Annotated in this window: 26 protein-coding genes; 15 read left to right on the top strand and 11 right to left on the bottom strand. The window is 63.5% G+C overall.

Annotated elements, in window-relative coordinates; genetic code table 11:
* Window positions 1-29: 29 nt before the first annotated feature.
* Window positions 30-827, bottom strand: a complete 798-nt coding sequence (locus LB524_RS20810) for a lytic transglycosylase domain-containing protein (RefSeq protein ID WP_015314954.1) — start codon at window positions 825-827, stop codon at window positions 30-32.
* A gap of 311 nt (window positions 828-1,138) precedes the next feature.
* On the opposite strand from LB524_RS20810, the gene LB524_RS20805 reads away from it, so the two are divergent.
* The 6 genes from LB524_RS20805 to rpsP all read left to right on the top strand — a co-directional run bounded on the left by LB524_RS20805 (window position 1,139) and on the right by rpsP (window position 6,706).
* Window positions 1,139-2,236, top strand: a complete 1,098-nt coding sequence (locus LB524_RS20805) for a putative zinc-binding metallopeptidase (RefSeq protein ID WP_224529742.1) — start codon at window positions 1,139-1,141, stop codon at window positions 2,234-2,236.
* Between the two features lie 62 nt (window positions 2,237-2,298).
* The gene (locus tag LB524_RS20800) at window positions 2,299-2,898 is read left to right on the top strand and encodes a DUF1236 domain-containing protein (protein ID WP_015314956.1); all 600 of its coding nucleotides are present in this window, start codon (window positions 2,299-2,301) and stop codon (window positions 2,896-2,898) included.
* Between the two features lie 177 nt (window positions 2,899-3,075).
* Window positions 3,076-4,032, top strand: coding sequence for a CPBP family intramembrane glutamic endopeptidase (locus LB524_RS20795; protein WP_224529733.1), 957 nt, complete (start codon window positions 3,076-3,078; stop codon window positions 4,030-4,032).
* Window positions 4,033-4,326: 294 nt separating this feature from the next.
* Window positions 4,327-5,922, top strand: coding sequence for a signal recognition particle protein (ffh, locus tag LB524_RS20790; RefSeq protein ID WP_015314958.1), 1,596 nt, complete (start codon window positions 4,327-4,329; stop codon window positions 5,920-5,922).
* A gap of 7 nt (window positions 5,923-5,929) precedes the next feature.
* Window positions 5,930-6,256, top strand: coding sequence for a chorismate mutase (locus LB524_RS20785; RefSeq protein WP_015314959.1), 327 nt, complete (start codon window positions 5,930-5,932; stop codon window positions 6,254-6,256).
* Between the two features lie 48 nt (window positions 6,257-6,304).
* Window positions 6,305-6,706: a 30S ribosomal protein S16 gene (gene rpsP / locus LB524_RS20780; RefSeq protein ID WP_023774471.1), complete on the top strand. Its 402-nt coding sequence runs from the start codon at window positions 6,305-6,307 to the stop codon at window positions 6,704-6,706.
* A gap of 79 nt (window positions 6,707-6,785) precedes the next feature.
* Here the strand turns inward: rpsP and LB524_RS20775 are convergent, their stop codons facing one another.
* The 3 genes from LB524_RS20775 to LB524_RS20765 form a co-directional block, all read right to left on the bottom strand.
* Window positions 6,786-7,049, bottom strand: a complete 264-nt coding sequence (locus LB524_RS20775) for a YMGG-like glycine zipper-containing protein (protein WP_015314961.1) — start codon at window positions 7,047-7,049, stop codon at window positions 6,786-6,788.
* A gap of 180 nt (window positions 7,050-7,229) precedes the next feature.
* Window positions 7,230-7,640 carry a DoxX family protein gene (locus LB524_RS20770; RefSeq protein WP_224529731.1) on the bottom strand — a complete coding sequence of 137 codons (411 nt, stop codon included), beginning with the start codon at window positions 7,638-7,640 and terminating at the stop codon, window positions 7,230-7,232.
* A gap of 103 nt (window positions 7,641-7,743) precedes the next feature.
* Entirely contained in the window at window positions 7,744-8,649 is a 906-nt protein-coding gene (locus LB524_RS20765) for a bestrophin family protein (RefSeq protein WP_224529729.1), read from the bottom strand.
* A 172-nt stretch (window positions 8,650-8,821) separates the two neighbouring features.
* Between LB524_RS20765 and LB524_RS20760 the strand changes: the two genes are divergently transcribed.
* Window positions 8,822-9,229 (top strand): ACT domain-containing protein, encoded by a 408-nt coding sequence (locus tag LB524_RS20760; RefSeq protein ID WP_224529727.1) that lies wholly within the window; start codon window positions 8,822-8,824, stop codon window positions 9,227-9,229.
* A 213-nt stretch (window positions 9,230-9,442) separates the two neighbouring features.
* On the opposite strand, the gene LB524_RS20755 is transcribed toward LB524_RS20760, so the two are convergent.
* Complete coding sequence (locus LB524_RS20755) at window positions 9,443-10,477, bottom strand: aspartate-semialdehyde dehydrogenase (RefSeq protein WP_015314966.1); 1,035 nt, start codon at window positions 10,475-10,477, stop codon at window positions 9,443-9,445.
* 458 nt (window positions 10,478-10,935) lie between these two features.
* Between LB524_RS20755 and LB524_RS20750 the strand changes: the two genes are divergently transcribed.
* The 4 genes from LB524_RS20750 (at window position 10,936) to LB524_RS20735 (ending at window position 14,757) form a co-directional block, all read left to right on the top strand.
* Entirely contained in the window at window positions 10,936-12,804 is a 1,869-nt protein-coding gene (locus LB524_RS20750; RefSeq protein WP_224529725.1) for a DEAD/DEAH box helicase, read from the top strand.
* Window positions 12,805-13,019: 215 nt separating this feature from the next.
* On the top strand, window positions 13,020-13,751 hold the full coding sequence (locus LB524_RS20745; RefSeq protein WP_140712219.1) for a DUF805 domain-containing protein: 732 nt from the start codon (window positions 13,020-13,022) through the stop codon (window positions 13,749-13,751).
* A 135-nt stretch (window positions 13,752-13,886) separates the two neighbouring features.
* Entirely contained in the window at window positions 13,887-14,315 is a 429-nt protein-coding gene (locus LB524_RS20740; protein WP_224529724.1) for a polyketide cyclase, read from the top strand.
* Entirely contained in the window at window positions 14,308-14,757 is a 450-nt protein-coding gene (locus tag LB524_RS20735; protein ID WP_015314970.1) for a MarR family winged helix-turn-helix transcriptional regulator, read from the top strand. Before LB524_RS20740 ends, LB524_RS20735 begins: the two co-directional genes overlap by 8 nt.
* Here LB524_RS20735 and leuB read toward each other — a convergent pair whose 3' ends face one another.
* From leuB to LB524_RS20720, 3 genes are all read right to left on the bottom strand, one after another.
* The gene (gene leuB, locus LB524_RS20730; protein WP_015314971.1) at window positions 14,758-15,861 is read right to left on the bottom strand and encodes a 3-isopropylmalate dehydrogenase; all 1,104 of its coding nucleotides are present in this window, start codon (window positions 15,859-15,861) and stop codon (window positions 14,758-14,760) included.
* 184 nt (window positions 15,862-16,045) lie between these two features.
* Window positions 16,046-16,396: a VOC family protein gene (locus LB524_RS20725; protein ID WP_015314972.1), complete on the bottom strand. Its 351-nt coding sequence runs from the start codon at window positions 16,394-16,396 to the stop codon at window positions 16,046-16,048.
* Between the two features lie 13 nt (window positions 16,397-16,409).
* Complete coding sequence (locus tag LB524_RS20720) at window positions 16,410-16,793, bottom strand: RidA family protein (protein ID WP_140712221.1); 384 nt, start codon at window positions 16,791-16,793, stop codon at window positions 16,410-16,412.
* Between the two features lie 242 nt (window positions 16,794-17,035).
* Here LB524_RS20720 and LB524_RS20715 point away from each other — a divergent pair, with 242 nt between their 5' ends.
* Window positions 17,036-20,395 (top strand): tetratricopeptide repeat protein, encoded by a 3,360-nt coding sequence (locus LB524_RS20715; protein WP_224529710.1) that lies wholly within the window; start codon window positions 17,036-17,038, stop codon window positions 20,393-20,395.
* Here the strand turns inward: LB524_RS20715 and LB524_RS29125 are convergent.
* From LB524_RS29125 to leuD, 3 genes are all read right to left on the bottom strand, one after another.
* A complete protein-coding gene (locus LB524_RS29125; protein WP_181173939.1) occupies window positions 20,305-20,838 on the bottom strand; it encodes an ester cyclase in 534 nt (177 codons plus the stop codon). The genes LB524_RS20715 and LB524_RS29125 overlap by 91 nt on opposite strands.
* A gap of 172 nt (window positions 20,839-21,010) precedes the next feature.
* Window positions 21,011-21,946 carry a hypothetical protein gene (locus LB524_RS20705; RefSeq protein WP_224529707.1) on the bottom strand — a complete coding sequence of 312 codons (936 nt, stop codon included), beginning with the start codon at window positions 21,944-21,946 and terminating at the stop codon, window positions 21,011-21,013.
* 50 nt (window positions 21,947-21,996) lie between these two features.
* Entirely contained in the window at window positions 21,997-22,602 is a 606-nt protein-coding gene (gene leuD / locus LB524_RS20700; RefSeq protein ID WP_015314976.1) for a 3-isopropylmalate dehydratase small subunit, read from the bottom strand.
* A 154-nt stretch (window positions 22,603-22,756) separates the two neighbouring features.
* Between leuD and LB524_RS20695 the strand changes: the two genes are divergently transcribed.
* From LB524_RS20695 to LB524_RS20685, 3 genes are all read left to right on the top strand, one after another.
* On the top strand, window positions 22,757-23,227 hold the full coding sequence (locus LB524_RS20695; RefSeq protein ID WP_140618277.1) for a GNAT family N-acetyltransferase: 471 nt from the start codon (window positions 22,757-22,759) through the stop codon (window positions 23,225-23,227).
* A gap of 82 nt (window positions 23,228-23,309) precedes the next feature.
* A complete protein-coding gene (locus LB524_RS20690) occupies window positions 23,310-23,627 on the top strand; it encodes an ArsR/SmtB family transcription factor (protein WP_015314978.1) in 318 nt (105 codons plus the stop codon).
* The gene (locus tag LB524_RS20685) at window positions 23,627-24,073 is read left to right on the top strand and encodes an SRPBCC family protein (protein ID WP_140660427.1); all 447 of its coding nucleotides are present in this window, start codon (window positions 23,627-23,629) and stop codon (window positions 24,071-24,073) included. Before LB524_RS20690 ends, LB524_RS20685 begins: the two co-directional genes overlap by 1 nt.
* Window positions 24,074-24,103 lie beyond the last annotated feature (30 nt).

The following is a 24,103-nucleotide window of genomic DNA, read 5'->3' as shown; positions in this document are numbered from 1 at the left end:
GTTTTTCGTTCAATGGCCGTGCGGATCGATCAATCGGCGTCGATCGCGGTGGCGATGCGGGCGATGGCCTGCTGATAGACGCTTGCCGAATTCCAGCCGGCGATCGCGCCCATATTCGACTGCGCGCTGGCGCCAGCCCGCCAGCCGTGACCCTTGAGGAAGTTGGCGGTGGACGCCAAAGCGATCGCCTTGTCGCGCAGGTTTCCGCTGCCGACCGCATACTTCAAGACATTTCCGGGCAGGAACTGCGTGTGGCCGATCTCGCCATGCATGGCGCCGACCGACGAGGCGGTCAACGCTCCGCGATCAACCAGCTTCAGGGCCGCGATGGCATGCGGGTGAAAATAGTCGGGCCGGCGGCAATCATAGGCAAGCGTCACAATGGCGGAGACTGTGTTCTGGTTGCCCATGGAAGCACCGAAGCCGGTTTCCATGCCCCAGATGGCGAGCAGCACGCCCGGCGACACGCCGTAGTTGGCTTCAATCTGGTTGAACAGCGCCGCGTTCGACTTCTTCAGCGAACGGCCCTTGGAGATGATCGCCGACCCGCCGCGGCGTTTCATGAAATCGTCCACCGAGCCGCTGAAAGCCTTGTGGATGGCGCGGTCGGCGGAGATCGTCCTTGTTGCGTAGGTCGCGCCGGCCAGAGCAGCCAGACCCCTCGACCCGACACCTTCGGACTTGGCCTCGGCGGCGAAGTCCTGTTTCCAGGCGTCGAAGCCGGCGCCGGTCTTGCCGCAGCTGGCCGCCGCTTGCGCGCCGGTTGCCAGCCCCAGCACCGCCACCACCGCCGCCGCTAAAATCCTACCCTTGGCACGAAATGCCATGTTGTTCTCCTGGTTGCCTGATTCACGTCCCGTTTGCGAATTTGCCAGCGAAACGCGCATTTGTCACCGTCTGTGGCGCGATGCTGGCGAATGCCGGGGAATTTGCCTACGATCAAGTGATTATTATGGCGAGTGGCAGGCATGGAAGATGTTGATGCCGCCCATGGACCGGGGCAGGCGCGCCTGGACCGGCGAAGCAAAATAGTCGCGATGGACCGCGGAACACCGGCCGGGGGTTAGCGTTTGGGCACGGGCCGCCATGCATCCCTTTCAGATGAATCATACATCCCTTCTGACGAATTGAGACCGAGATGAAACTTTTCGACTGCCCGCATTGCGGCCACCGTCTCTATTTCGAGAATGCCCAGTGCCTGAACTGCAGCAGTCTCGTGCTTTATGATCCCGAGGGCGCGCGCTTTGTCTTGTCCGGCGTCGACGGCGCGATCCAGTGCACCAATGCCGACGAATGCGCCTGCAACTGGATGGCCGAGCCGGGACAGGTCTTCTGCCGTGCCTGCGTGCTGAACCAGCTGATCCCCGATCTCTCGGTCGACGGCAATCGCCGCCGCTGGATTCGCGTCGAGGCGGCGAAGAAGCGCGCCATCTATTCGCTGCTCGCCTTCGGCCTGCCGGTGGCGCCCAAGCAGAGCCCGACGGACGAGATCGGGCTGGCCTTCGACTTCCTCGCCGATCCGATCGGCGGCGGCCCGGGCGGCGAACGGATTCTCACTGGTCACGACAACGGCCTGATCACGCTGAACGTCGCCGAAGCCGATTCAGCCGAGCGCGAAAAACGTCGCGTCCAGATGGGTGAGAATTACCGCACGCTGCTCGGCCATTTCCGCCACGAGCTCGGCCACTATTACTGGGACCGCCTGATCCGCGACGATCCGCAAAGGCTGGAAGCGTTCCGCGCCTTGTTCGGCGACGAGCGTGCCGACTACGAACAGGCGCTGAAGGCCTATTACGCCAATGGCGCGGCGCCCGATTGGCAGCAAGACCACATCTCGGCCTACGCCACCTCGCATCCGTGGGAGGACTGGGCCGAGACCTGGGCCCACCACCTGCACATTACCGACACGCTGGAGATGGTCCATGCGCTGAACTTCCCGCTCGGCCGGCTGGAGACGGTGGAGACGAACGAACTGCCGCGGGGCGATACCGGGGGCGAGCCGCAGGCAGCACCCTCGGAGCCCGCCAACACACCCGAGCCCTTCGACAAGATCCTTGCCCGCTGGCTGGTGCTGTCGGAAGCCTCCAATTCGATCAACCGCTGCATGGGCCTACCCGACCTCTACCCCTTCGTCATTTCGAACGCGACCGCGCGGAAACTGGCGTTCGTACACGATCTTCTGACCGGCTTGCCGATGGAGGCCGGAACAAATCGTGAGTTGGCTCGCGCATTTTAGCCGGAACGCATGCGCTGCTGTCCCGTTGTCACCGCCGAGGGACTGTGAAACGGAGAGAACCCATGAAATCCTTATTGTTTCCCGCAATAGCCGGGATGCTGACCGCAATGTCGGGCGCGGCATTGGCCGATACCGCTGTCTCGGCAGTCACCGATCTCAACGTGCGCGCCGGTCCCGGCCCGCAATATCCTGTCATTGGCGTGCTCGCCGCAGGCCAGTCGGCGACGCTCAACGGCTGCATCGAAAACAGCAAATGGTGCACCATCGCCGAAGCCGGCGGCCAGGGCTGGGTCTATTCCGACTACGTCACCGCCGATTTCGGCGGCAGCCGCGTGGTGCTGACGCAGCGCCGCTCCGCCGTTGCCGTGGTCTCGCCGCCGGACGACATCGGCAACTATTCGACCGACTATACCGGTGCGATCATTTCCAGCGATCCGGTGGTTGGCGACTTTCCAGCGCCGCCGGCCGCGGTACGGACCTATGTCGACACCCATCGCCTCGACCCCGTCTATCTCGACGGCGAGGTGGTCACCGGCGCGACCCTGCCCGATACGGTCGAGCTGCGCGAAATTCCTGACTACAACTACCGCTATGTCTATGTGAACGGCCAGCGGGCGCTGATCGATCCGCAGACACGGCGCATCATGTACGTCGTGCGTTGACGCGATGCCGGCGGTCGCCGAAGCGGCCGCCGGCGAAACCTGGATTGGCCCCCGCGGCAGGCTGGCCCGCGCCTGCGTTCCGTGGCAATCGGAGTGCGCGTATTCCTGCTGATATCGATCCGGTTCCCGAAGCCATCAGCTGGATTAAGCAGCGATGGATTGGGATCGAGGACAAGCGTGACGATCGACGACACTGCCTTCGAGCGCTATCGCAACACGCCGAACGCCAGGACGACCTTGCCGCGCCTGTTGCTGGGAACGCTGATCGTCGTCCTGTTCTGGGGCGCCACCACCGCGGCCGTGCTGTTCGGTGGCACCCATGTTTACCTCGCCTGGCAGGGGGCGGCGGCTTCGCCATACGGCATTGAAGGCTTTCTCGCCTCGCCCATTGGCATCCTCTGCGCGCTCGCCTCTTTCGCGGGGATCTGGATCGGCCTGTGGATCGTGATGCGCTGGGTGCATGGCGAGCCGCTGTCGGCGCTGCTTGGCGCCGGCCGCCGCGTAGCGCGACCGGACTTCCTCAAGGGGCTGATCGCGGTGCTGATCACCTCGGCCTTGTCCGAAATCCTGTTCTATCTGCTGCAGCCCGGCATTGCGCGCGGCACGATCAGCCTGTCGTCATGGCTGCTGTTCGCGATCCCAATCGCCACGCTCACCTTGCTGCAGACTTCGTCGGAGGAGGTGCTGTTTCGCGGCTATCTGCTGCGTGGCCTGGCCAATCGGTTCAGAAGCCCGTGCGTCTGGGCGCTGCTGCCCGGCCTGCTGTTCACCTCGCTGCACTGGAGCGGCGGTTCGTCGGCCGCCATCAACGCCAGCGTGCTGGTGTCGATCGCTGCCTTCGCACTGTTTCTGACGCTCGTGGTCTACGCCACCGGCAATCTCGGCGCGGCCCTTGGCGCCCATCTTGGCAACAACCTCACCGGCTTCCTGCTGATCTCGCATCAGGAGAGCTACAATTCCTTCGCCTTGTTCACCGCAAAGCCGCTCGAAGGGCCGGGCTGGATGATATCGGATGCGATCCTCATTGCGCTCATCGGTATTGCCTGCAACCTGCTGACGATTGTCTTGCTGCTGCATCCGCGCTCGCCGCTGAAGGTCACGGCCGAGGTTCCAAACGCCGTGGGTGCTGCTTGATCGCTGCCCGGAAAACATCGCAACACCGGCCTTGCCTTGACTCTCGCGCCAAATTCCTGTCTACAGCCCACCAATTCCGCGACGAGTATCCCTCCGAGCAAGCCGACCAGGATGCCGAAACCTCTTTGAGGCCGAGTGCTGTAAACAGATCCTGGAGGCCAACACCCGGCAGCGCTGTGCGCCCCCGGGTGCTTTTTGGTTTTGGGCTTTTGCTTGGACTGGCTTTTGCTTGGAGACTGGGCGCGAACGCATTACCTCTCGGGCACCATCCGGTGCCAGGGAAAAGGAAAACGAATGTTTGAATCGCTGCAGGAGCGTCTTGGCTCCATCCTGAACGGCCTGACCGGCCGCGGCGCGCTGTCGGAGGCGGATGTCTCGGCAGCGTTGCGCGAGGTGCGCCGTGCGCTGCTCGAGGCCGACGTGGCGTTGGAAGTGGTGCGGTCCTTCACCGACAAGGTGCGCGAGAAGGCCGTCGGCGCCGCGGTGCTGAAGTCGATCAAGCCGGGACAGATGGTCGTCAAGATCGTCCATGACGAGCTGGTCGACATGCTCGGCGCCGAGGGCGTCGCCATCGACCTCAACGCGCCGGCCCCGGTCGTCATCATGATGGTCGGCCTGCAGGGCTCCGGCAAGACCACCACGTCGGCCAAGATCGCCAAGCGGCTGACCGAGCGGCAGAACAAGAAGGTCCTGATGGCCTCGCTCGACACGCGGCGTCCGGCCGCGCAGGAGCAGCTGCGCCAGCTCGGCGAGCAGGTCAAGGTGGCGACGCTGCCTGTTATCGCAGGCCAGAACCCGGTCGATATCGCCAAGCGCGCCGTGCAGGCGGCCAAGCTCGGCGGCCATGACGTCGTCATCCTCGACACCGCCGGCCGCACCCATATCGACGAGCCGCTGATGGTCGAGATGGCCGACATCAAGAAGGTGTCGAGCCCGCACGAGATCCTGCTGGTCGCCGATTCGCTGACCGGCCAGGACGCCGTCAACCTGGCGAAAAGCTTCGACGAGCGCGTCGGTATCACCGGCCTGGTCCTGACCCGCATGGACGGCGACGGCCGTGGCGGTGCCGCGCTGTCGATGCGCGCCGTCACCGGCAAGCCGATCAAGCTGATCGGCACCGGCGAAAAGATGGATGGGCTGGAGGAATTCCACCCCAAGCGGATCGCCGACCGCATCCTGGGCATGGGCGACATCGTCTCGCTCGTCGAAAAAGCCGCCGAGAACATCGATGCCGAGCAGGCGGCGGCGATGGCCAAGAAGATGCAGTCGGGCAAGTTCGACCTGAACGACCTCGCCCAGCAGCTTCAGCAGATGTCGAAGATGGGCGGCATGGGCGGCATCATGGGCATGATGCCCGGCATGGGCAAGATGAAGGACCAGATGGCCGCCGCCGGCCTCGACGACAAGATGTTCGGCCGCCAGCTCGCGATCATCTCCTCGATGACCAAGGCCGAGCGCGCCAATCCCGACATTCTCAAGCACTCGCGCAAGAAGCGCATCGCCGCTGGCTCCGGCACCGATGCCGCCGAGATCAACAAGCTCCTGAAGATGCATCGCGGCATGGCCGACATGATGAAGGCGATGGGCGGCAAGGGCAAAGGCGGCGGCCTGATGCGCGGCATGATGGGCGGCCTTGCCTCCAAGATGGGCCTTGGTGGTTTGGGGGGCGGCATGATGCCCGGCGGCATGGGCGGCATGCCCGATCTGTCGAAGATGGACCCCAAGCAGCTCGAAGCCTTGCAGAAGCAGGCGCAGGCCGCCGGCCTCGGCGGCATGAAGGGCCTGCCCGGCGGTCTTCCCGGCGGCGGCTTGCCCGGCCTACCCGGCGGCATGAAGCTTCCCGGCCTTGGCGGCGGTGGTGGCCTGCCCGGTCTCGGCAAGAAAAAGTGAGGACGCTATGAACGAAGAAAAGGACATGGCCGACGCCCGCACCATCCTGGCCGGCTACCGCGCGTCGATCGACAACATCGACGCGGCCCTCATTCACATGCTGGCCGAGCGCTTCCGCTGCACCAAGGCGGTTGGCGTGCTCAAGGCCGAGCATGGCCTGCCGCCGGCCGACCCGGCGCGCGAGCAGCAGCAGATCGCCCGCCTGCGCCAGCTGGCGCATGACGCGCATCTCGACCCGGATTTCGCGGAGAAATTCCTCAACTTCGTCGTCCGCGAAGTGATCCGGCACCACGAACAGATCGCCGCTGCCAACGGCGTGACGAAAACGGGTTGAAGAAACCCTGACTTATCAAACGAAATCAGAGCTTTTAGGAGAAAAGAAATGGCACTGAAGATCAGACTGGCCCGTGCGGGCTCGAAGAAGCGTCCTTACTACCACGTCGTCGTCGCCGACGCCCGTTCGCCTCGCGACGGCCGGTTCATCGAGTCGCTCGGCTCGTGGAACCCGCTGCTGCCGAAGGACGGCGAGCGCATCAAGGTCGACGCCGACCGCGTCAAGCATTGGCTGTCGCACGGCGCCCAGCCGACCGACCGCGTGCTGCGCTTCCTCGATGAGGCCGGCCTTGCCAAGCGCGAAGCCCGCTCCAACCCGAAGAAGGCCGAGCCCGGCAAGAAGGCGCAGGAACGCGCCGCCCTGCTGAAGAAGGCCCAGGAAGACGCCGCCGCCGCCGTCGCCTCGGCCGCTGCCGCACCGGCCGAAGCGGAAGCCGCTACCGCCGAGTAATCGCGTCCTATTCCTTGCGGGAACAAAACGGCGGGTCAAAAGCCCGCCGTTTTGCTCTTCATGTTTGGACTGAGGCCGATCAATAACCGCTTGGGCAGCGATCGACATAGACCCGACCATGGCGATCGCGGTACCGGCATTGGCCGCTTTCGCTGGCATGGCCGATCAGCGCGCCGGCCACGGCGCCGACCGCACCGCCGACAACAGCGCCCTGCACCGGATCTCCGGCCACGGCCGCGCCAACCGCAGCACCGCCCAGGCCGCCCACGGCAGCCCCTTTTTCCGTTTGCGAACATGCACCCAGTGCCGTCGTCAGCACCAGAATGGTCAGTATTTTCTTCATTTGTCGTTCCTCTCACACGCGGATCGCCGTCTCGCCGCCAAGTGCTTAACTCTCAGACGGCTAATTTGATCCCAAAGAGAACGAAGATCGCGACGCCGCTCGCCCAGACAAATCGCATCGGCGGTATTGCCACCCGGTGGCGTGCAGGTGAAGTCGACGCTGTTCTTGGCTCGGAAGGGGCTATCGGCTGAACGGGATCAGCGCACGAACCCTGGGGTCGCGCAGATAGAGGCCGCCCCATAGGATGATGCCGAGATAGATGCCGAACAGCGTGTGCGAGAACAGCGGATTGCCGATGCGCGCATTGGTGGCGATGGCGCCGCCCATATAGGCGGTGAGCAGGATGGCGCCGAGCACGGAGGTGCGCGGCAGCGCGTAGAGCGCGGTCGAGACCAGGCCGATGACGCCCAGCATGCGCGCGACGTTGGGATCGGCTGGCCACCCAAGCGGCACCATCGTCTGGGTGACCACGTCGAGCGGCGGCAGCTTGATGGCGCCGTCGAAGATCATGAACAGGACGATGAGGCCGCTGAGCGCGCGGCCGGTCCACAGGGCGCCAGCCGAGACGGGCGCGGTTTGAGAAATGCTCATTGGGTGTCCTCCTGATGGTCAGCCCCTTTTTCGGTGGGGTCGAACCAAGGACGTTCCGTGAGGCGTCGATCCGACAAATGTTCGGATTTTTGACGATGCGGCGTTACGAAAGATAGAACTTTTCGGCCGACAGCATCTTTGGTGGCGTCTCGCCCAAGGCCTCGAACACCGAGATTTCGCAGACCCGGCACAGGCCGTCGAGCGCGAGGTCATTGGCTTCGGTGCCAAACGGATCCTCAAGCTCTTCCGAAAGCGCGTCGAGGCCGAAGAAGGTGTAGGCGATCAGCGCCGTGAACAATGGCGTCGCCCAGCCGGTGGTCGAGATCAGGCCAATCGGCAGCAGCAGGCACACGATGTAGGCCGTGCGGTGCACCAGCAGCGTGTAGGCGAAGGGTAAGGGCGTGCCGGCGATCCGCTCGCAGCCGGCCTGGATGGCGGTGATTGACGCCAGCCTCTCGTCCAGGATGCGAAAGCCGATCGTGTCGAGGTCGCCACCCCGGCGCTGCGCATTGGCACGGCGGCCCATGCGCCTGACCATCTCGTCCGCCGGATTGGCGAAACTTGCGGCCGTCCCGGCTTCAGCCTCGATGAAGGCATGGACCTCCTTGACGCTGTCGATCTTGCGCAACTGGCCGCGCAGAAAATGACAGAAGGCCAGCGCTTCCATCAGCAGGGCGCGCTGCTCGGCCCGATCGGGAATGAGGCTTGTCGTGGCGCGGGCCAGATTGCGGATTTCGAAGACCAGCGCGCCCCACAGTTTGCGCGCCTCCCACCAGCGATCATAGGCGGCGTTGTTGCGAAACGACAGATAGATCGACAAGGTCACGCCCACCAGTCCGAAAGGCGTGATGTTGAAGACGCCGAGATCGAGCTGGAACCGGCGCGCCACGACGAGGATGACCGCCGAATAGATGGCGAAGCCGAAAATCTGCGGCAGGATGCGTGGCACCACCGAACCGCGCATGATGAAGAACAGCTGCAGGAAGGTGGGGCGCGGACGAACGATCATTCGGGAGCCTTTCACGGACCGGCGTCGGCCCTCAGCTCCTGTATTGTGCGATGCGGCCGTCATGCAAGCCCGGCCACGGACGACATTGCCATGTCGTCCGTGTGTCGACTACCGGTGTGTGCTGTTTGCGGATATTGAGAAGCTGCTGCCGTCCCGATGCAGGCGAGAAAAAATGACGGGCGAGACCGATCTGAGCACTCTGTTGGCGTCGATGACGCCGGAACTGCGCGATGGCATCTATGTCTTCGCCACGCTGGCGCCTGGCGTTCCACAGCCCGAAGGCCTCGAACCGGTCATGGCGTTTCGGGAGCGCGAAGGCACGACGCTGATCGTGACGGAGGAAGCCGCCCGGAGCACTGAGCTGACCGCCTCGTTCCGCTGCCGGATGATCACGCTGAACGTCCACTCATCGCTGGAAGCCGTCGGCTTCCTTGCCGCCATCACCGCGCGCCTAGCCGCCGCCGGCATGGGCGTCAATCCGGTCTCGGGTTTTTACCACGACCATCTGTTCGTGCCGGCTGGGCGGGCGGAGGAGGCGATGGCGATGCTGCGCGAACTGAGTGTGGATAGTGCGAGTTGAAATCGGCGCAAAGCGGCTAATCTCATGAGTCGCAGCGCCAAAATGGACAGGCCAGCGCTGCCCCTCATCCCCCTGCCGGGCCTTCTCCCCGTATAGTGACGGGGAGAAGAGGGCTAACGGCCGGAGGCCGGGCCCGCGACAGCGGGCCGCCGGTCGTCCGGCGCCCTCGCGGAGGGCCAGCCGCGGCAGCGGCGGTGCGGCCCGTGAGCGGGATTATGCCGCCTTCTTCTTCGGCTGGATAAGGCCGCGCTCGACCAGGAGCTCGGCGATCTGCACGGCGTTCAGCGCCGCGCCCTTGCGCAGATTGTCGGAGACGATCCACATCGACAGGCCGTTGTCGATGGTCGAATCCTCGCGGATGCGCGAGATGAAGGTGGCGTCCTCGCCGGCCGATTCCAGCGGCGTGATGTAGCCGCCATCCTCGCGCTTGTCCAAGACCTGGCAGCCCGGGGCGTCCCGGAGAATCTCCCGCGCCTCATCGGCGGTGATCGGCTTCTCGAACTCGATGTTGACCGCTTCCGAATGGCCGATGAACACCGGCACGCGCACGCAGGTCGCCGTCAGCTTGATCTTGGGATCGAGCATCTTCTTGGTCTCGGCGACCATCTTCCATTCTTCCTTGGTAAAACCGTCATCGAGGAAGACGTCGATATGCGGGATGACGTTGAAGGCGATGCGCTTGGTGAACTTCTTGACGTCGACGCTGTCGGCGACGAACACCGCACGCGTCTGCGTGAACAGCTCGTCCATGCCTTCCTTGCCGGCGCCGGACACCGACTGGTAGGTGGCGACGACGACGCGCTTGATGGTGGCGAAATCATGCAGCGGCTTCAGCGCCACGACGAGCTGCGCCGTCGAGCAATTCGGGTTGGCGATGATGTTCTTGCGTGTGAACAGCGAGATCGCGTCCGGGTTAACCTCGGGCACGATCAACGGCACGTCCTGGTCGTAACGGAAGGCCGACGAATTATCGATGACGACGCAGCCCTGCTTGCCGATCTTCGGCGACCATTCCTTGGAGACATTGCCGCCGGCCGACATGATGCAGATGTCAGTGTCGGAAAAATCATACTGGTCGAGCGGCCTGACCTTCAGCGTGCGGTCGCCGAACGACACTTCCGTGCCCATGCTGCGCCGCGAGGCGAGCGCCACGACTTCGCTCACTGGAAAGCCGCGCTCTTCCAGGATGTTGAGCATTTCCCGGCCCACATTGCCCGTGGCGCCGACTATCGCAACCTTGAAACTCATAAAAATCTCCTGTCCCTCTCCGCTTGGTTTTTGGAGAAAACCCGCCGGCCAAGTGCGGGTTCCGTCCCCCGGGCCGGACCCGGGAGAGGGTGGTTAGGCCAAGGGAATCACACCGTTTTGGTGGTGGTTTTGGTGGTTTTCTTGGCCAAGAATGGGGTTTTGCCGGAACGAGGCGACGCAGAGACGCGCCCGGCCCAATGGTTCGCATTGAGGCTGGGGGCATCGAATGCAAGAAGAGCCATCAAAAGGCCGCGCATCGAAAAACGATCCCGTTCGAAGCGGGCTTTTACGCGGTTTGCGGCAGGAGTCAATTGGCGGTACGCCGCATAGCCTTCACGGCACCCTGTACAAGAAGGGCGGCAGGAAGTACGAACGGCCAAGATTGTTTGGCTGGCGTCGCCAGCCCCCCGGCATGTGCTCCATGATGAGCGCAGAACCCTGAATTCCGAAAGAACGAGATGTCCAACTTCGATGGTATTGTTCCCGCGCTGGCACAAGCGCTGGAAAAACGCGGTTATTCCGACCTGACACCGGTGCAGAAGGCGGTGCTGGAGCTCGGCCAGGCCGACGCGCTGGTGTCGGCGCAGACCGGCTCGGGCAAGACCGTCGCCTTCGGCCTTGCCATGGCGCCGACGCTGCTCGACGGCGCGGAACGTTTCGGCCCGGCAGCGGCGCCGCTGGCATTGGCGGTGGCGCCGACACGCGAACTGGCGCTGCAGGTGACGCGCGAGCTCGAATGGCTCTATGAGCCAACCGGCGCCACGGTGGCGTCCTGCGTCGGCGGCATGGATATGCGCACCGAACGGCGCGCGCTGGAGCGCGGCGCCCACATCGTCGTCGGCACGCCCGGCCGGCTGCGCGACCACATCACGCGGCATTCGCTCGACATGTCGACGCTCAAGGCCGTGGTTCTCGACGAGGCCGACGAGATGCTCGATCTCGGCTTTCGCGAGGACCTCGAATTCATCCTCGATGCCGCACCGGCCGAGCGCCGGACCCTGTTGTTCTCGGCCACCGTGCCGCGCTCCATCGCCACGCTCGCACAGGGCTATCAGCGCGATGCCGTGCGCATCTCGGCCGCCGGCGAGGAAAAGCAGCATCTCGACATCGAATATCGGGCGCTGAATGTCGCCCAGGCCGACCGCGAGAACGCTATCATCAACGTGCTGCGCTTCTATGAGGCCAAGAACGCGCTCGTGTTCTGCAACACGCGCGCCGCCGTCAATCATCTGACGGCACGCTTCAACAACCGCAATTTTTCCGTCGTCGCGCTCTCGGGCGAACTCAGCCAGAACGAACGCAGCCATGCGCTGCAGGCGATGCGCGACGGCCGCGCGAAAGTCTGCATCGCCACCGACGTCGCGGCGCGCGGCATCGACCTGCCCAATCTCGAGCTGGTGATCCACGCCGACCTGCCGACCAATCCCGAAACGCTGCTGCACCGAAGCGGCCGCACGGGACGTGCCGGGCGCAAGGGCGTCAGCGCGCTGATCGTGCCCAACAGCGCCCGCAGGCGCACCGAGCGGCTGCTGCAAAGCGCCAAGCTGACGGCGACCTGGGCGAGCCCGCCTTCGGCCGACGACGTGATGCGGCGCGACGACGAGCGCATTCTTGCCGACCCGGCTTTCGACGAACCGGTCAAGGATGACGAGCGCGAGTTCATCGATGCGCTTCTTAGCCGGCATGGCGCCGAACAGGTGGCGGCCGCTTTCGTGCGCCAATGCCGCGCCAGCCGCTCGGCGCCCGAGGATCTCATGGACGTCGCGCCTTTCACGCCATCGCGTGAAAGAGCGGCGGGCGAAAAGTTCGCTCATCGCGACGAGGCGCCCAGCCGCCGCGACGATTTCGGCGACAGCGTCTGGTTCTCGCTGTCGGTGGGGCGCCGGCAGAATGCCGAGCCGCGCTGGCTGATCCCGATGCTGTGCCGTGCCGGCAGCATTTCCAAGCGCGAGATCGGCGCCATCAAGATGCAACCGGAAGAGACGTTCGTGCAGATCGCCGCCGACTGGGCGGAGCGCTTTCTCGCCGCGATCGGTCCCGACCGCAAATTGCAGGGCAACATCGTGGTCAAGCGGCTGGACGGCACGCCGGACCTGTCGCGGGCCGGCTATCAGCCGCCGAGCCCGGACAAGAAGCCGCATCGCGGCAAGGCGCCGTTCGACCCGAACGCGCCGAAGCGCAAATTCGAGAAGCGTGCACCGGCTTCAGTCGACCATCGTCCGGCCACCACGCATGAGGCAAAGCCGTGGGCGAAGAAGCCGGGCAAGCCGAAATTCGACAACGCCGGTCCGCCAAAAAACAAGAAGACGAAGAAGCGGCCTTCGTAGGAATCCAGACTGGCCGCGCTCTGCTTCAGGCCGGCCCGGATGATCGCCGCCCAGCTTGCCGACGCCAGTGTCGGCCGGTGCTGTCTGGCGATGTGCCCGGCCAGGGACGCGCGGCAGGCATCGGAACGCTTGGCTGTCATAGCTATGGGCGGCTTGCCCATGGGCTTGGGCCTGTGCCACATCTTGGCAGGGAACGGGCTACAAGGGGCGGGCGGATGCGCGGTGAAGTGCTTCACTATGACGAGGACCAGGGCTTCGGCTTCATCACCGGAGCCGACGGCAGCAGCTACACTTTCACCCGCGAGAACCTGCGCCGGCAAACCGCCATGCCCAACGGGACGGCGGTCGAGTTCCAGCCGGGCGGCGGCCAGGCGCGCGACGTCTTTTCGATCGCTGGCCAAACCACCGCAGGCCCGGCCGTGAACTCGACGGTTGGCGCAGGCATAGATGCGGCACCGGCCCAAGCCGGCACCGCATCCACAGCCCGCGCACCGCAGGCGCAGCATTTCGGCCGATCCAGCGAGAGCGCAACCGCCGAACCCAGTGATCTCTGGGGCTATTTCTGGCGTGGACTGACGCAGAACTACTTCAACTTCGCCGGCCGCGCCCGCCGCAAGGAATATTGGGGCTATTGCCTGTTTTGGGTGGTCTGCCTGCTGATCGTCGGCGGCATCGGCATCTTCACCGATATCGAAATGGGCAATTTCGACACAGATGTCTCGGCGGCGGTGACGGTCGGCCTCTGCGGCACCTTCCTCTTGGCGACGCTCCTGCCCGGCCTCGGCATGACCGTGCGCCGGCTGCACGATATCGGCCTGTCGGGCTGGCTCTATCTGGTGATCCTGATCCCCAGCATCGGCAGCCTGATCATCCTGGTCTTCGCGCTGATCCCGACCCAGGCGCGTGAAAACCAGTGGGGACCAGTGCCTGCTGGAGTCAGGGTTTAGCGGTCAGTTCCCGAGAAAGGTCACTCCAAAAACGACGGTTCAGCCGATCTTCGTCACAGACGAAGATTCCGCTTGCTATTTAATCCGCGCACAGATAGTCTGTGTGCAGATTAAATAGGTGAATGGAGCAAGACGATGTGGACCAATGAATACACCGCGACTTCCCCCCTTCCTTCGCAAGCCATCTGGAACGCGCTCAAGGCCTTGCATGAAGGCCGCCTGACTTATGAAGGCTCCGATACCTTCGTGCTGCATGGGCCATTCGCCAAGGGCACCCGCGTCTCGGTGACGCCGGTCGGTCAGGACACGTTCGAATCGACCATCGTCGATCTCGTCGAAAACGTGACCTATGCCGATGAAACTTCGTTCGGCGACACCAAGCTGCTGTTCCGGCACACTCTGGTGCCTGTCGAAGGCGGCACGCAGGTGACGCACCGGCTCGATATCTCAGGTCCTTCGGCCGCCGAGGTCGGCCCGGAACTCGGGCCCCAGATCAGTGGCGATTTCGACGTGTCGATGGCCAAGTTGTTCGAGCAGGCGGAGGCGTTGGCGAACCATGGCTGAACTCGACACGCGCTTCAAGGGCGGGCCGTCGGAGAGCCCCGGCTTACTGCTCTGGCGAACCACCATGCGCTGGCAGCGCGTCATGACGGCGGCGCTGGCGCCGCTCGACCTGACGCATGTCCAGTTCGTGCTGCTCGCCTCGGCGATGTGGCTTGGCCGCAATGGCGAACCGCCCAACCAGGTGCAGCTCGCCGCCCAGGCCGGCACGGAGGTGAAGATGACCTCTGACGTCGTCGCCCGGCTGGAGGCCAAGGGTTTGATCGCACGCGAAGCCGATTCCCGGGACTCCCGGGCCAAGGTGATCCGCGTCACCGCCGCCGGGGCGGCGGCCGCCCAGCAAGCGATCGTCGCCGTCGAGGCCGCCGACTCAGCGTTTTTCGAGCCGGTGGACGAGGCGCGGCTCGTCGGTCTGCTGCGGCAGCTTGCCGGCGAGATCCGCTGATTATCCCAGGAACTTGGCGATGATCGCGTCGCCCATTTCGACCGTGCCGACCTCGGTCATGCCGGGTGAGAAAATATCCTTGGTGCGCAGGCCCTGGTCGAGCACGGCGGCGATAGCGCCTTCAAGCTTGTCGGCTTCGTCGACCATGCCGAAGGAATAGCGCAGGCACATGGCGAAGGAGGCGATCATGGCGATCGGGTTGGCGATGCCCTTGCCGGCAATGTCGGGTGCCGAACCGTGCACCGGCTCGTACAGCGCCTTGCGCTTCTTGGTCTTGGCGTCAGGCGCGCCGAGCGAGGCCGACGGCAGCATGCCGATCGAGCCGGTCAGCATGGCGGCGATGTCGGACAGCATGTCGCCGAACAGATTGTCGGTGACGATGACGTCGAACTGCTTTGGCCAGCGCACCAGCTGCATGCCGCCGGCATCGGCCAGCATGTGGTCGAGCTTGACGTCGGAATAGCGTGCCTTGTGGGTCTGGGTGACGACCTCGTTCCACAGCACGCCCGACTTCATGACGTTGCGCTTTTCCATCGAGGTGACATGGTTCTTGCGGGTCCGCGCGAGCTCGAAAGCGACGCCCGAAATGCGCTCGATCTCGAACGTGTCGTAGACCTGGGTGTCGATGCCGCGCTTCTGGCCGTTGCCGAGATCGATGATCTGCTTGGGCTCGCCGAAATAGACGCCGCCGGTCAGCTCACGCACGATGAGGATGTCGAGGCCTTCGACGACTTCCTGCTTCAGCGAGGACGATGCGGCCAGCGCCGGATAGCAGATGGCGGGCCTGAGATTGGCGAACAGCTCCATGTCCTTGCGCAGGCGCAGCAGGCCGGCTTCGGGGCGCACCTCGTAAGGCACGGCATCCCATTTCGGTCCGCCGACGGCGCCGAACAGCACTGCGTCCGCAGCCATCGCCTTTTCCATGTCGGCATCGGAAATCGCCGCGCCGTGCGCATCGAAGGCGCAGCCGCCAACCAGGCCCTCGTCGGTGACGAAGCCACTGCCGAGCTTTGCGTTCATGGCCGAGATCAGCTTCTTGACCTCGGCCATCGCCTCGGGGCCGATGCCGTCGCCGGGGAGCAGGAAAAGATGCTTCGTTGCCATGGTGAGCCGTCCTAGAAAGAATGCGTTTCGGTTTGCACGGCGTCCTTCGCGCGCCAAAGAGGCGCGCGGCGCTGTGCGACGCGGCCTTGCTAAACGCCAAGCGGTTGCAGCGCAAGGGGAGGACGAAGGACCTGTCGCCGCTGTCCCGCCGGCATGTCCAAGTTAGTGGCCACGGAAGATGCGCTCACCGGTGCGAGAGAATGTTGACCAGTCGGCCCAGCGGATCGCGCACATAGAAGCGCCGCACGCCCCAGGGTTCATCGGCGGGTCCGTATTCGACGGCGAAGCCGGCGCCCTTCATGGCTTCGAATGCCGCATCGACATCGTCCACCTCGATCGACAGATCCGGCACCGGCGTACCGGACCCGCCTTGCGTCATGAAGCTGACCTGCAGCTCCATCATGTCCTCGGAACCGTAGGTTACGATCCAGCCCTGATCCATCAGGATGTCGAGGCCAAGCACGTCATGGTAGAAACGGTTCGCCGCGGCCACGTCCGGCGTTTCGATATTGGCCACGATACGCCGGACCTTCATGGCGGAAGTCTCCTCACACGGTACGCCGCAGCGCCGTCACCTCGATCTCGATCTTCATTTCCGGCTTGTTGAGCTGGCAGACGATCATCGTCGCCGCCGGCCTGATGTCGCCGAATGTCTCGCCAAGGATCGGGAAGACGACATCCACGAAGGCCTGGTCGGTGATGTAGTAGTGCGCGCGCACCACGTCGGATATCTCGAAGCCGCCGTCCTGCAACGCCTTGCCGATCGTCGCCAGGCAATTGCGCGTCTGCGCCTCGACACTGTCCGGCATCGTCATGGTGGCGTAGTCGTAGCCGGTCGTCCCGGACACGAAGCACCAGTCGCCCTGCACCACGGCGCGTGAATAGCCGGCGGTCTTTTCGAACGGCGAGCCGGTTGAGATGAGCTTGCGCATGGGGGAGCCTCGCATTGTTGCAGCTAGTCTGCGGGGAAAAACCGATCCTGCCATGGGCCAATGCGGATGGATCGGCGGTGCAGAAACTGTGGCCTCGACGGGCCAGCTTGTGCCCGGACGCCACAAAGGGAAATCGGCAAAGTCAACCGCCGCCACAATTTCTGCTTGCATTCAGGAACAAAAAGAGAACTATATATGTATCCGCGAGAGCAGACGCGGTCACTCCGGGGGGAGGAATCATTATGTCAAGCCGCACCGTCGCGCTCGCTCGCGCCTTCGTGGTACGGTTTTCGCGCGTGCCGGTGGTAGTCTTGACAGCGATGGCGGCCCAGGCCGGGCTTGGCTCTACGGCGCTTGGCGCGGGCATGGATTACGCCACCTGTTTCAGCGACGGCAAGGTTGGCGCCGACCAGCAGATCGCCGCCTGCACGCCCATCGCCGAGGACAGCAGCGAGATACCCGATCTGCGCGTGAATGCCTATTTCTGGCGTGGCCTTGCCTATACGCAAAAGAATGATATCGACCATGTCATCGCTGACATGAATGAGGTGATAGCGCTCGATCCGACTTACGTGCGCGCTTTTACCAACCGCGCCATTGCCTGGGAGAGCAAGGGGGACTTCGACCGAGCTGTGGCGGACTATACGGGCGCGATCGCGCTCACGCCGAACGACGCCAACCTCTACGCCTATCGCGCCAGGGCACTCGGCAAAGGAGGCGAGCATGATCGCGCTATTGCCGAGTGCGACAAGGCGATCGACATCGACCCCGCCAACGAGATCGCCTATGGCGTGCGCGGTGTCCAATGGGAAGACAAGGGCGACGCGGCGCGGTCCCAAGCCGACTATGACAAAGCGGAGAGCGTCCGTACCGACCCGGTCGCGCCTTATCAAGACCGCGTCCGCTCGTGGATCGCGAAGGGCGAGCGCAAGCGCGCTGAAGCCGACTGCAAGTACATAGCTGGCGTCGACGTGAGCAAAGGACGCGCTTGCAGCCACCTGATCGTGAAAGCTCTCGGCGACCCGCGCGACGGCGGCCCCGGCTCAAACCCCGCTTCTGCTCAAAATGCGATTGGAGTGGGGTGGCAGGAAAAGGGCGACCATACCCGCGCCATCGCTGCATTCGACGAGGCTATCCGGCTCAATCCAACAAGTTCCGCTTTCTACTTCAATCGCGCCAAGAGCTGGGGCTTAAAGAAGAATTATACCCGCGCGCTCACCGATCTGAATGAAGCCGTCCGCCGCAACCCGGCCAACGCCGAGGCTTATCGCGTGCGCGGGATGACTATGGCTCGAATCGGCAATTCAAAGGAGGCTTTTGCCGACCTCGACAAAGCGATTTCCATCAGTGCCGACGATCCAAAACCGTATTTTGAGAGGGCGCTTGTCTGGGAGACGAGCGATCCCAACAAGGCACTCGCCGATCTGGATAAGGCAATCGCGCTCGATCCGGCCAACGTGGGCTACCGCAACGAAAGGCTTCGCGTCCAGCTCGACAAGCGCAGGGCGAAGGGGCAACCCGTACTGCAGGCACCAGACACGGAGGACAATCAGGGTCCCGAGGCCGCCGACACCTCCAACCCAGCCGCGATGCAAGCGGCGAAGCCTGCCGAGCCTCCAACGTATGAGCCGTTTCAGCCATCCCCCAAGAAGGTGGATCATTCCGAGATCGTGGCCTCGACGCTCAAGCGGGGCCTGGAGCAACAGGCGCGTGGAAATCTCAATGACGCGATAGACTCGTTCAACTTTGCAATCGAACGCGACCCCTACAATGCCGACGCCTTCTACAACCGCTCGATCGCCGAGGCATCGCGAGGGAACGACGCCGTCGCCGCCAAGGACTGCCGGCGCGCCGTTGATCTCGACCCCAGGCGAACGGGTTCCTGCAACGGCCATGCGTCGGCCGAACCAGCCGAGTCGGCTGCGGGAGGGACCAGGAACCCGGCAGCTGCGAAAGTCCTGATCGAGCGCGCCAAGGCGCGTCTCGCGGAATATAGCGCCGACAGCGCGCTCATCGATGTTGCCACTGCGATCCGCCTCGATCCCGACAATGCTGAAGCCTATCTGGCGCGAGGGCGAGCGAGGGCGACGAACGGGGACAAGGCCGGAGCATCGGCGGATTGCCGTCACGCGGTCGAACTCGATCCGAAATGGGCAGGAGCTTGCGACGAGCAGGTTGCAAGCGGCGAAAGCATGCAGTTGACTCCACCGAGGGTGGAACAGCCGAAACCCTCCGTCGCGGCCGGGGTTGAAATCCTGGCCCGGCAACTCAGCCAGGGTAAAGCAAAGCCAACCGAAAAGCTGCCCGCGTCAAAGATAACGGAGCTGGCTCAGGCGGCTCGCCCGGGCGTCCTGAGCGCAGTGCAGAACGGCGACACTTTCTCGGGTGCCGGAAAATACGAGCAAGCCATCGGGCAATATGAGAAGGCGATCGCCCTCGACCCCAATAGCCCGTTCGCCTATTTCGGTCGCGGCAAGGCCTGGGCCGCAAAACGCAACTACAGTCGAGCGATCGCCGACTATGATCGGGTGATCGATCTCCTCCCAAACTTAGAGTCGGCGTGGATTTTCCGGGGCATCGCCAAGACCATGTCGGGCGATGTCGACGGAGCCTTGGCGGATTGTAGCCAGGCCGCCAAGATTGACCCGGAAGCGAGCGACGCATTTGTCTGTTCCGCGTCGGCTTGGAGCGCCAGGGGCGACGCCGAGCGGGCGATCGCGGCCTACTCAGTGGCGATTAAGATCGACCCGAAAAATGCAGCCAGTTACTTCGGGCGCGGCATGGCACGAGTCGACATGAATGACTATGAGGGCGCCATTGCCGATTTCGATCAGGCGATAAAATTCGATCCTTACAATGTCAGCTATGTGACCGAGCGCATTACGGCTCTGGCCGCGAAGGCAAAAGACGCTGCTGCATCGGGTGCCGTTGGGCCTGAGCCGAAGAATCTAAAGGCTTTGACCGATCGTGGCTACACTATTCCACCTGCAGCCAGAGTGGCTTTCGAGCAGGGAGGGGTGCTGGATAACGAAAATGACTATGACGGCGCCATCGCGCAGTATGGCAAGGCAATCCTCCTGTTCCCTGCATTCCGGGACGCATATGTGGCCCGCGCCTTCCTTTGGGAGATAAAGGGCGATTATGCTCAGGCCATTGCCGATTTCAGCCTTGCGATCGCGATCAACCCCGACATTGGCGAGACCTATGGCGATCGCGGCCGCAACCTCAAATATCAAGGGGATTATGACGGAGCGGTGGCGGATTACGACAAAGCCGTCCGTCTTGATCCAACGAACGCCAGGAGCTATGCCGGTCGAGGCATGTTCCGAATGGCCCGGCGAGAAGACGCAGCAGCACTTGCCGATTTCGAGACTGTGCTCAGCCTCGATCGCAATAACGTTTTCGGTTACTTCGGCCGAGGAGCGATCGGCGTTCGCCAATCGAACTATGATGGCGCCATTGCCGATCTGAACCAAGCAATAAGGATGAAGCCGAATTTCGCTGCCGCTTATCAAGCGCGAAGCCAAGCATGGGAAGCCAAGGGAAACCACAAACGCGCCGAGGCCGACCGCAAGAAAGCGCTCAGCCTCGAAGCGAAATAAGCTTGTCCGTCGGAGTTGCATGGAGGTCGTCCGACTGGTCCGATGGCGGGCTCACAACGGTGAGCCGGTGATGAATCAGGCTCGCAGTTGCGCCAGGACGCCTGCGATATCACCCATGCCCAATGCCGATGATGCGACCGTCTTCCACCCGAAAAAATGTCGCAGGAGGTGAAGTGCAGCGTCCGGCCGGTCGGTGCGACACCGAAATAGACACCTTGTGTGCCGCTGTAGACGAAGCTCGCGGCCACATGGTCCTTGTCGGCGACCACGACTTCCGTGACGACTTTGAGATCCGGCATTGCCGTCAGCCGCGCCTTGAAGAAAGCGACCGTCGCCTGTTTCGGACTGACATTGGCCGGCGGCGGTGCCGCGGCGCTCTGTTGATGATTCACATAGGTGTCGGCGAACAGTTCGGAGAAGGCGTCGATATCGCCCGCGCTCAATGTCGCCGCGAACCGTCCCGCCAGTGGTTGAGCCGAGCAGCCGCCCGGGCGAGGGTCGGTGTCAGCAAGCCGCCACCGAGAAGCAGCCCGGCTGCTGTCACTTGTCGCTGATTCTGCATCGTAGCCTCCGTCGGGAAATGGCGACGGAAGACCGTCGCGCTTGGCGACAGCGCTAGTTCGCCGACCCCAGCGCCTTGTCCAGCGCTTCCTTCACATCGGCCGGCCATGTCGCCAGCGCCGGCCAGGCGTTCGGTTGGCCATTGTCGCCGCGGCGGGCGAAATAGAGCTGGTGCTTGGTCGGGTCGACGGCCATGAAGCCGTCATTGCCGCCACAATCATGCGGCACGCAGCCGCTGGCGAAGAAGGCGCCGGACGCGGTCTTTTCCGTGCCGCCGCCGACCAGCAGGCTGGTCGCCATATCGGGCATGTCCTTGCCGAGCAGCTTTTCGGCTTCCTTGTAGACAGCCTCATTGTGGAAGGCGTCGATGATGTTCTGGTACTTTTCCGGATCGATGTCTTTCCAGTCGGTGCCGGGTTCGGGCATGTAGGTGAGATTGCCCGAAATCGTCAGCCCATCCGTCGGCGACCACTGCAGGGCCGGCTTCTGGTCCCCCGGCAGGAGATAGGGCACGAAATAGATGGCGTTGTCGGACACTCCCGCGGGCGGCGCTCCGCACTCGTCCTGCTCGACCTTGGTGCTCTGGATGGCGCCGCCTTCTGGCTTCCAGACGATCACCGTCGCCGGGCCGCATTGATTACCGCCATCGCCAACATCGAACAGGGCCACCTTGATGCCGCCAACCTCCACAATCTTGTCGAAGAAGAGATCGTAATTGCTGGCCAGCTGCTTACCGTCATAAGCAAGCACCTTCTCGCCGTCCTGCTCCGGCTGCGTGATGGTGAGGTGGCCGCCTTCGAACGGCACCGGCGCCTGTTTGTCGTCGTCGGCGGCGTCGGCGGCGTTGGCTCCCGCATCCTGATCGGTGGCCGGCTTTTCCACCGCCGGCGCCTGTTGCGCGGCGGGCGTCTGGGTCTGCGCGAGCACGCTCGCGGCGGGCGCCAGCAACAAGGCCAGCCCGCAAACGCCGGCAAGAAGCTGATGTCTCATGACTGTCCCTCCCTCGACCCGGCCCGGAAAGGGCCGGTCCTGGCGGCCGCTCAGGCCCAGGGGCGCAGTTCGGCGTTCTTCTTCTCGAACGAGGCGATGGCGCCTGCCTTTTCCATGGTCAGGCCGATATCGTCGAGCCCATTGAGCAGGCAGTGCCGCTTGAAGTCGTCGAGGTCGAAGGTGACCACGCCGCCGTCCGGGCCACGGATTTCCTTGGCTTCGAGATCGACCGACAGGGTGGCGTTGGAGCCGCGCGATGCGTCGTCCATCAGCTTCTCCAGGTCCTCGGGGCTGACGGTGATCGGCAGCACGCCGTTCTTGAAGCAGTTGTTGTAGAAGATGTCGGCGAACGAGGTCGAGATGACGCAGCGTATGCCGAAATCGAGCAGCGCCCATGGCGCGTGTTCCCTGCTCGAGCCGCAGCCGAAATTGTCGCCGGCAACCAGGATCTGCGCCTTGCGGTAAGCGGGCTTGTTGAGCACGAAATCCGGATTTTCCGAACCGTCGTCCTTGTAGCGCATCTCGGCGAAGAGGCCGGTGCCAAGCCCGGTGCGCTTAATCGTCTTGAGATAATCCTTCGGGATGATCATGTCGGTGTCGACATTGACGATCGGCATGGGAGCGGCGACGCCGGTGAGCTTGGTGAATTTTTCCATGGCTTTGGCCCGTGTTTTCGTTGCGGGGGGATTTGCTGAGGCTCGGTTTACACAAAGCCGCGGGCAAATAAAAGGCAACTGTTCGTGCGCGCCGGCACAAGGGCGCTGTGCAAAACAGCTTCGAATTCACCGCCCGATGGTGCAGTCTGGTCCAATGGTGGAAAACTCCCACGTTCTCTATGCGCGCGAACTGGCGCTCGGCATTCCCGAATTCCGCCGCGTGCTGGTGGAATCCGGTCTCGGCGAAGTCCGGCCCGTCGATGACGAGGCAAGGCTGAAGGCGATGCTGGAGGGCGCCAGCCTGATCGTGACCGCCCGTCTCGACATGGCCCGTCTCGACAGGGCCGGTCTCGACATGGCCGGTCTCGACATGGGAGGCAGGCCGCTGATTGGCGTTGCCCGCTGCCTGACCGACTTTTCCTGGGTCTGCTACATCAGCGATCTTGCCGTCTCGGCCAAGGCGCAAGGCCTGGGCATCGGCAAGGGACTGATGGACGAGGTGGCCCGGCAGCTCGGACCGTCGGTCGCCATCAGCCTGATTTCCATGCCGGACGCTGTCGGATTCTATGAACGCATCGGCATGAAGCGCGTGCCCGACGCCTTCTGGATCTCCCGCCAGCGCTGACTTTTCCTCTGTGATCCATCCATCGTCAACGGTGAGCGACCTTGTCGCTTGACATGCAACCAAATGGTTGCATATTAAAGCCATGAGCATGGATGCCGTCTTTCGCGCCCTGGCCGACCCGACACGCCGGCAATTGCTGGACAGCCTGCATGCCAGGAACGGACAGACGCTCAATGCGCTGTGCGCGGAGATGGCCATGACCCGCCAGGCGGTGACCAAGCACCTGGCGATCCTGGAAGAGGCGAACCTCGTCACCACCATCCGCCGGGGCCGAGAGAAGGAGCACTACCTCAACCCGGTTCCGATCAATGAGATCGCCGAACGCTGGATCGGCAAATTCGAGCGCCACCGGCTTGATGCATTGAGTGATCTGAAGAAACGCCTCGAAAGGGAAGACTGATGAGCAACAGCTTCGTTTACGTGACCTATATCCGCACCACGCCGGAGAAACTCTGGGAGGCGTTGACCGACCCGGAGTTCAACCGGCAGTTTTTCCTCTGCTCCTATCAGGAGAGCGATTGGAAAGTGGGCTCCAGCTGGAAGCTGATCTTCCCGGACGGCCGTGTCGCCGACAGTGGCGAGATTCTCGAGATCGACCCGCCACGACGCCTGGTCATCAAATGGCGCAATGAATGGATGCCCGAGATCAGGCAAGACGGCTACACGCGCTGCACCTTCACCATCGAGCCCGACGGCGAGCTGATGAAACTTGCCGTCACCCATGAGGCGGACGGCCCGCACAGGCTGATCGGCAATGTCGCCAAGGGCTGGCCGCTGGTGCTGGCCAGCCTGAAGAGCCTGCTCGAGACCGGCAAGGGATTCGAGCGTCCGCCATCGAAAGCTTGAACTCGTTTCGCTGGCGGAACAAATTTCACG

It is taken from the genome of Mesorhizobium sp. ESP6-5, from assembly GCF_020164695.1.
Taxonomy (GTDB): Bacteria; Pseudomonadota; Alphaproteobacteria; order Rhizobiales; family Rhizobiaceae; genus Mesorhizobium; species Mesorhizobium australicum.
This window is presented reverse-complemented; position numbering and strand designations above follow the sequence as displayed.

Excerpts from the sequence above, each read along its gene's own strand:
- LB524_RS20810 (WP_015314954.1), bottom strand. The coding sequence starts at position 827 with ATGGCATTTCGTGCCAAGGGTAGGATTTTAGCGGCGGCGGTGGTGGCG.
- LB524_RS20805 (WP_224529742.1), top strand. The coding sequence starts at position 1,139 with ATGAAACTTTTCGACTGCCCGCATTGCGGCCACCGTCTCTATTTCGAG.
- LB524_RS20800 (WP_015314956.1), top strand. The coding sequence starts at position 2,299 with ATGAAATCCTTATTGTTTCCCGCAATAGCCGGGATGCTGACCGCAATG.
- ffh (WP_015314958.1), top strand. The coding sequence starts at position 4,327 with ATGTTTGAATCGCTGCAGGAGCGTCTTGGCTCCATCCTGAACGGCCTG.
- LB524_RS20785 (WP_015314959.1), top strand. The coding sequence starts at position 5,930 with ATGAACGAAGAAAAGGACATGGCCGACGCCCGCACCATCCTGGCCGGC.
- rpsP (WP_023774471.1), top strand. The coding sequence starts at position 6,305 with ATGGCACTGAAGATCAGACTGGCCCGTGCGGGCTCGAAGAAGCGTCCT.
- LB524_RS20775 (WP_015314961.1), bottom strand. The coding sequence starts at position 7,049 with ATGAAGAAAATACTGACCATTCTGGTGCTGACGACGGCACTGGGTGCA.
- LB524_RS20770 (WP_224529731.1), bottom strand. The coding sequence starts at position 7,640 with ATGAGCATTTCTCAAACCGCGCCCGTCTCGGCTGGCGCCCTGTGGACC.
- LB524_RS20765 (WP_224529729.1), bottom strand. The coding sequence starts at position 8,649 with ATGATCGTTCGTCCGCGCCCCACCTTCCTGCAGCTGTTCTTCATCATG.
- LB524_RS20760 (WP_224529727.1), top strand. The coding sequence starts at position 8,822 with ATGACGGGCGAGACCGATCTGAGCACTCTGTTGGCGTCGATGACGCCG.
- LB524_RS20755 (WP_015314966.1), bottom strand. The coding sequence starts at position 10,477 with ATGAGTTTCAAGGTTGCGATAGTCGGCGCCACGGGCAATGTGGGCCGG.
- LB524_RS20750 (WP_224529725.1), top strand. The coding sequence starts at position 10,936 with ATGTCCAACTTCGATGGTATTGTTCCCGCGCTGGCACAAGCGCTGGAA.
- LB524_RS20745 (WP_140712219.1), top strand. The coding sequence starts at position 13,020 with ATGCGCGGTGAAGTGCTTCACTATGACGAGGACCAGGGCTTCGGCTTC.
- LB524_RS20740 (WP_224529724.1), top strand. The coding sequence starts at position 13,887 with ATGTGGACCAATGAATACACCGCGACTTCCCCCCTTCCTTCGCAAGCC.
- LB524_RS20735 (WP_015314970.1), top strand. The coding sequence starts at position 14,308 with ATGGCTGAACTCGACACGCGCTTCAAGGGCGGGCCGTCGGAGAGCCCC.
- leuB (WP_015314971.1), bottom strand. The coding sequence starts at position 15,861 with ATGGCAACGAAGCATCTTTTCCTGCTCCCCGGCGACGGCATCGGCCCC.
- LB524_RS20725 (WP_015314972.1), bottom strand. The coding sequence starts at position 16,396 with ATGAAGGTCCGGCGTATCGTGGCCAATATCGAAACGCCGGACGTGGCC.
- LB524_RS20720 (WP_140712221.1), bottom strand. The coding sequence starts at position 16,793 with ATGCGCAAGCTCATCTCAACCGGCTCGCCGTTCGAAAAGACCGCCGGC.
- LB524_RS20715 (WP_224529710.1), top strand. The coding sequence starts at position 17,036 with ATGTCAAGCCGCACCGTCGCGCTCGCTCGCGCCTTCGTGGTACGGTTT.
- LB524_RS20705 (WP_224529707.1), bottom strand. The coding sequence starts at position 21,946 with ATGAGACATCAGCTTCTTGCCGGCGTTTGCGGGCTGGCCTTGTTGCTG.
- leuD (WP_015314976.1), bottom strand. The coding sequence starts at position 22,602 with ATGGAAAAATTCACCAAGCTCACCGGCGTCGCCGCTCCCATGCCGATC.
- LB524_RS20695 (WP_140618277.1), top strand. The coding sequence starts at position 22,757 with ATGGTGGAAAACTCCCACGTTCTCTATGCGCGCGAACTGGCGCTCGGC.
- LB524_RS20690 (WP_015314978.1), top strand. The coding sequence starts at position 23,310 with ATGAGCATGGATGCCGTCTTTCGCGCCCTGGCCGACCCGACACGCCGG.
- LB524_RS20685 (WP_140660427.1), top strand. The coding sequence starts at position 23,627 with ATGAGCAACAGCTTCGTTTACGTGACCTATATCCGCACCACGCCGGAG.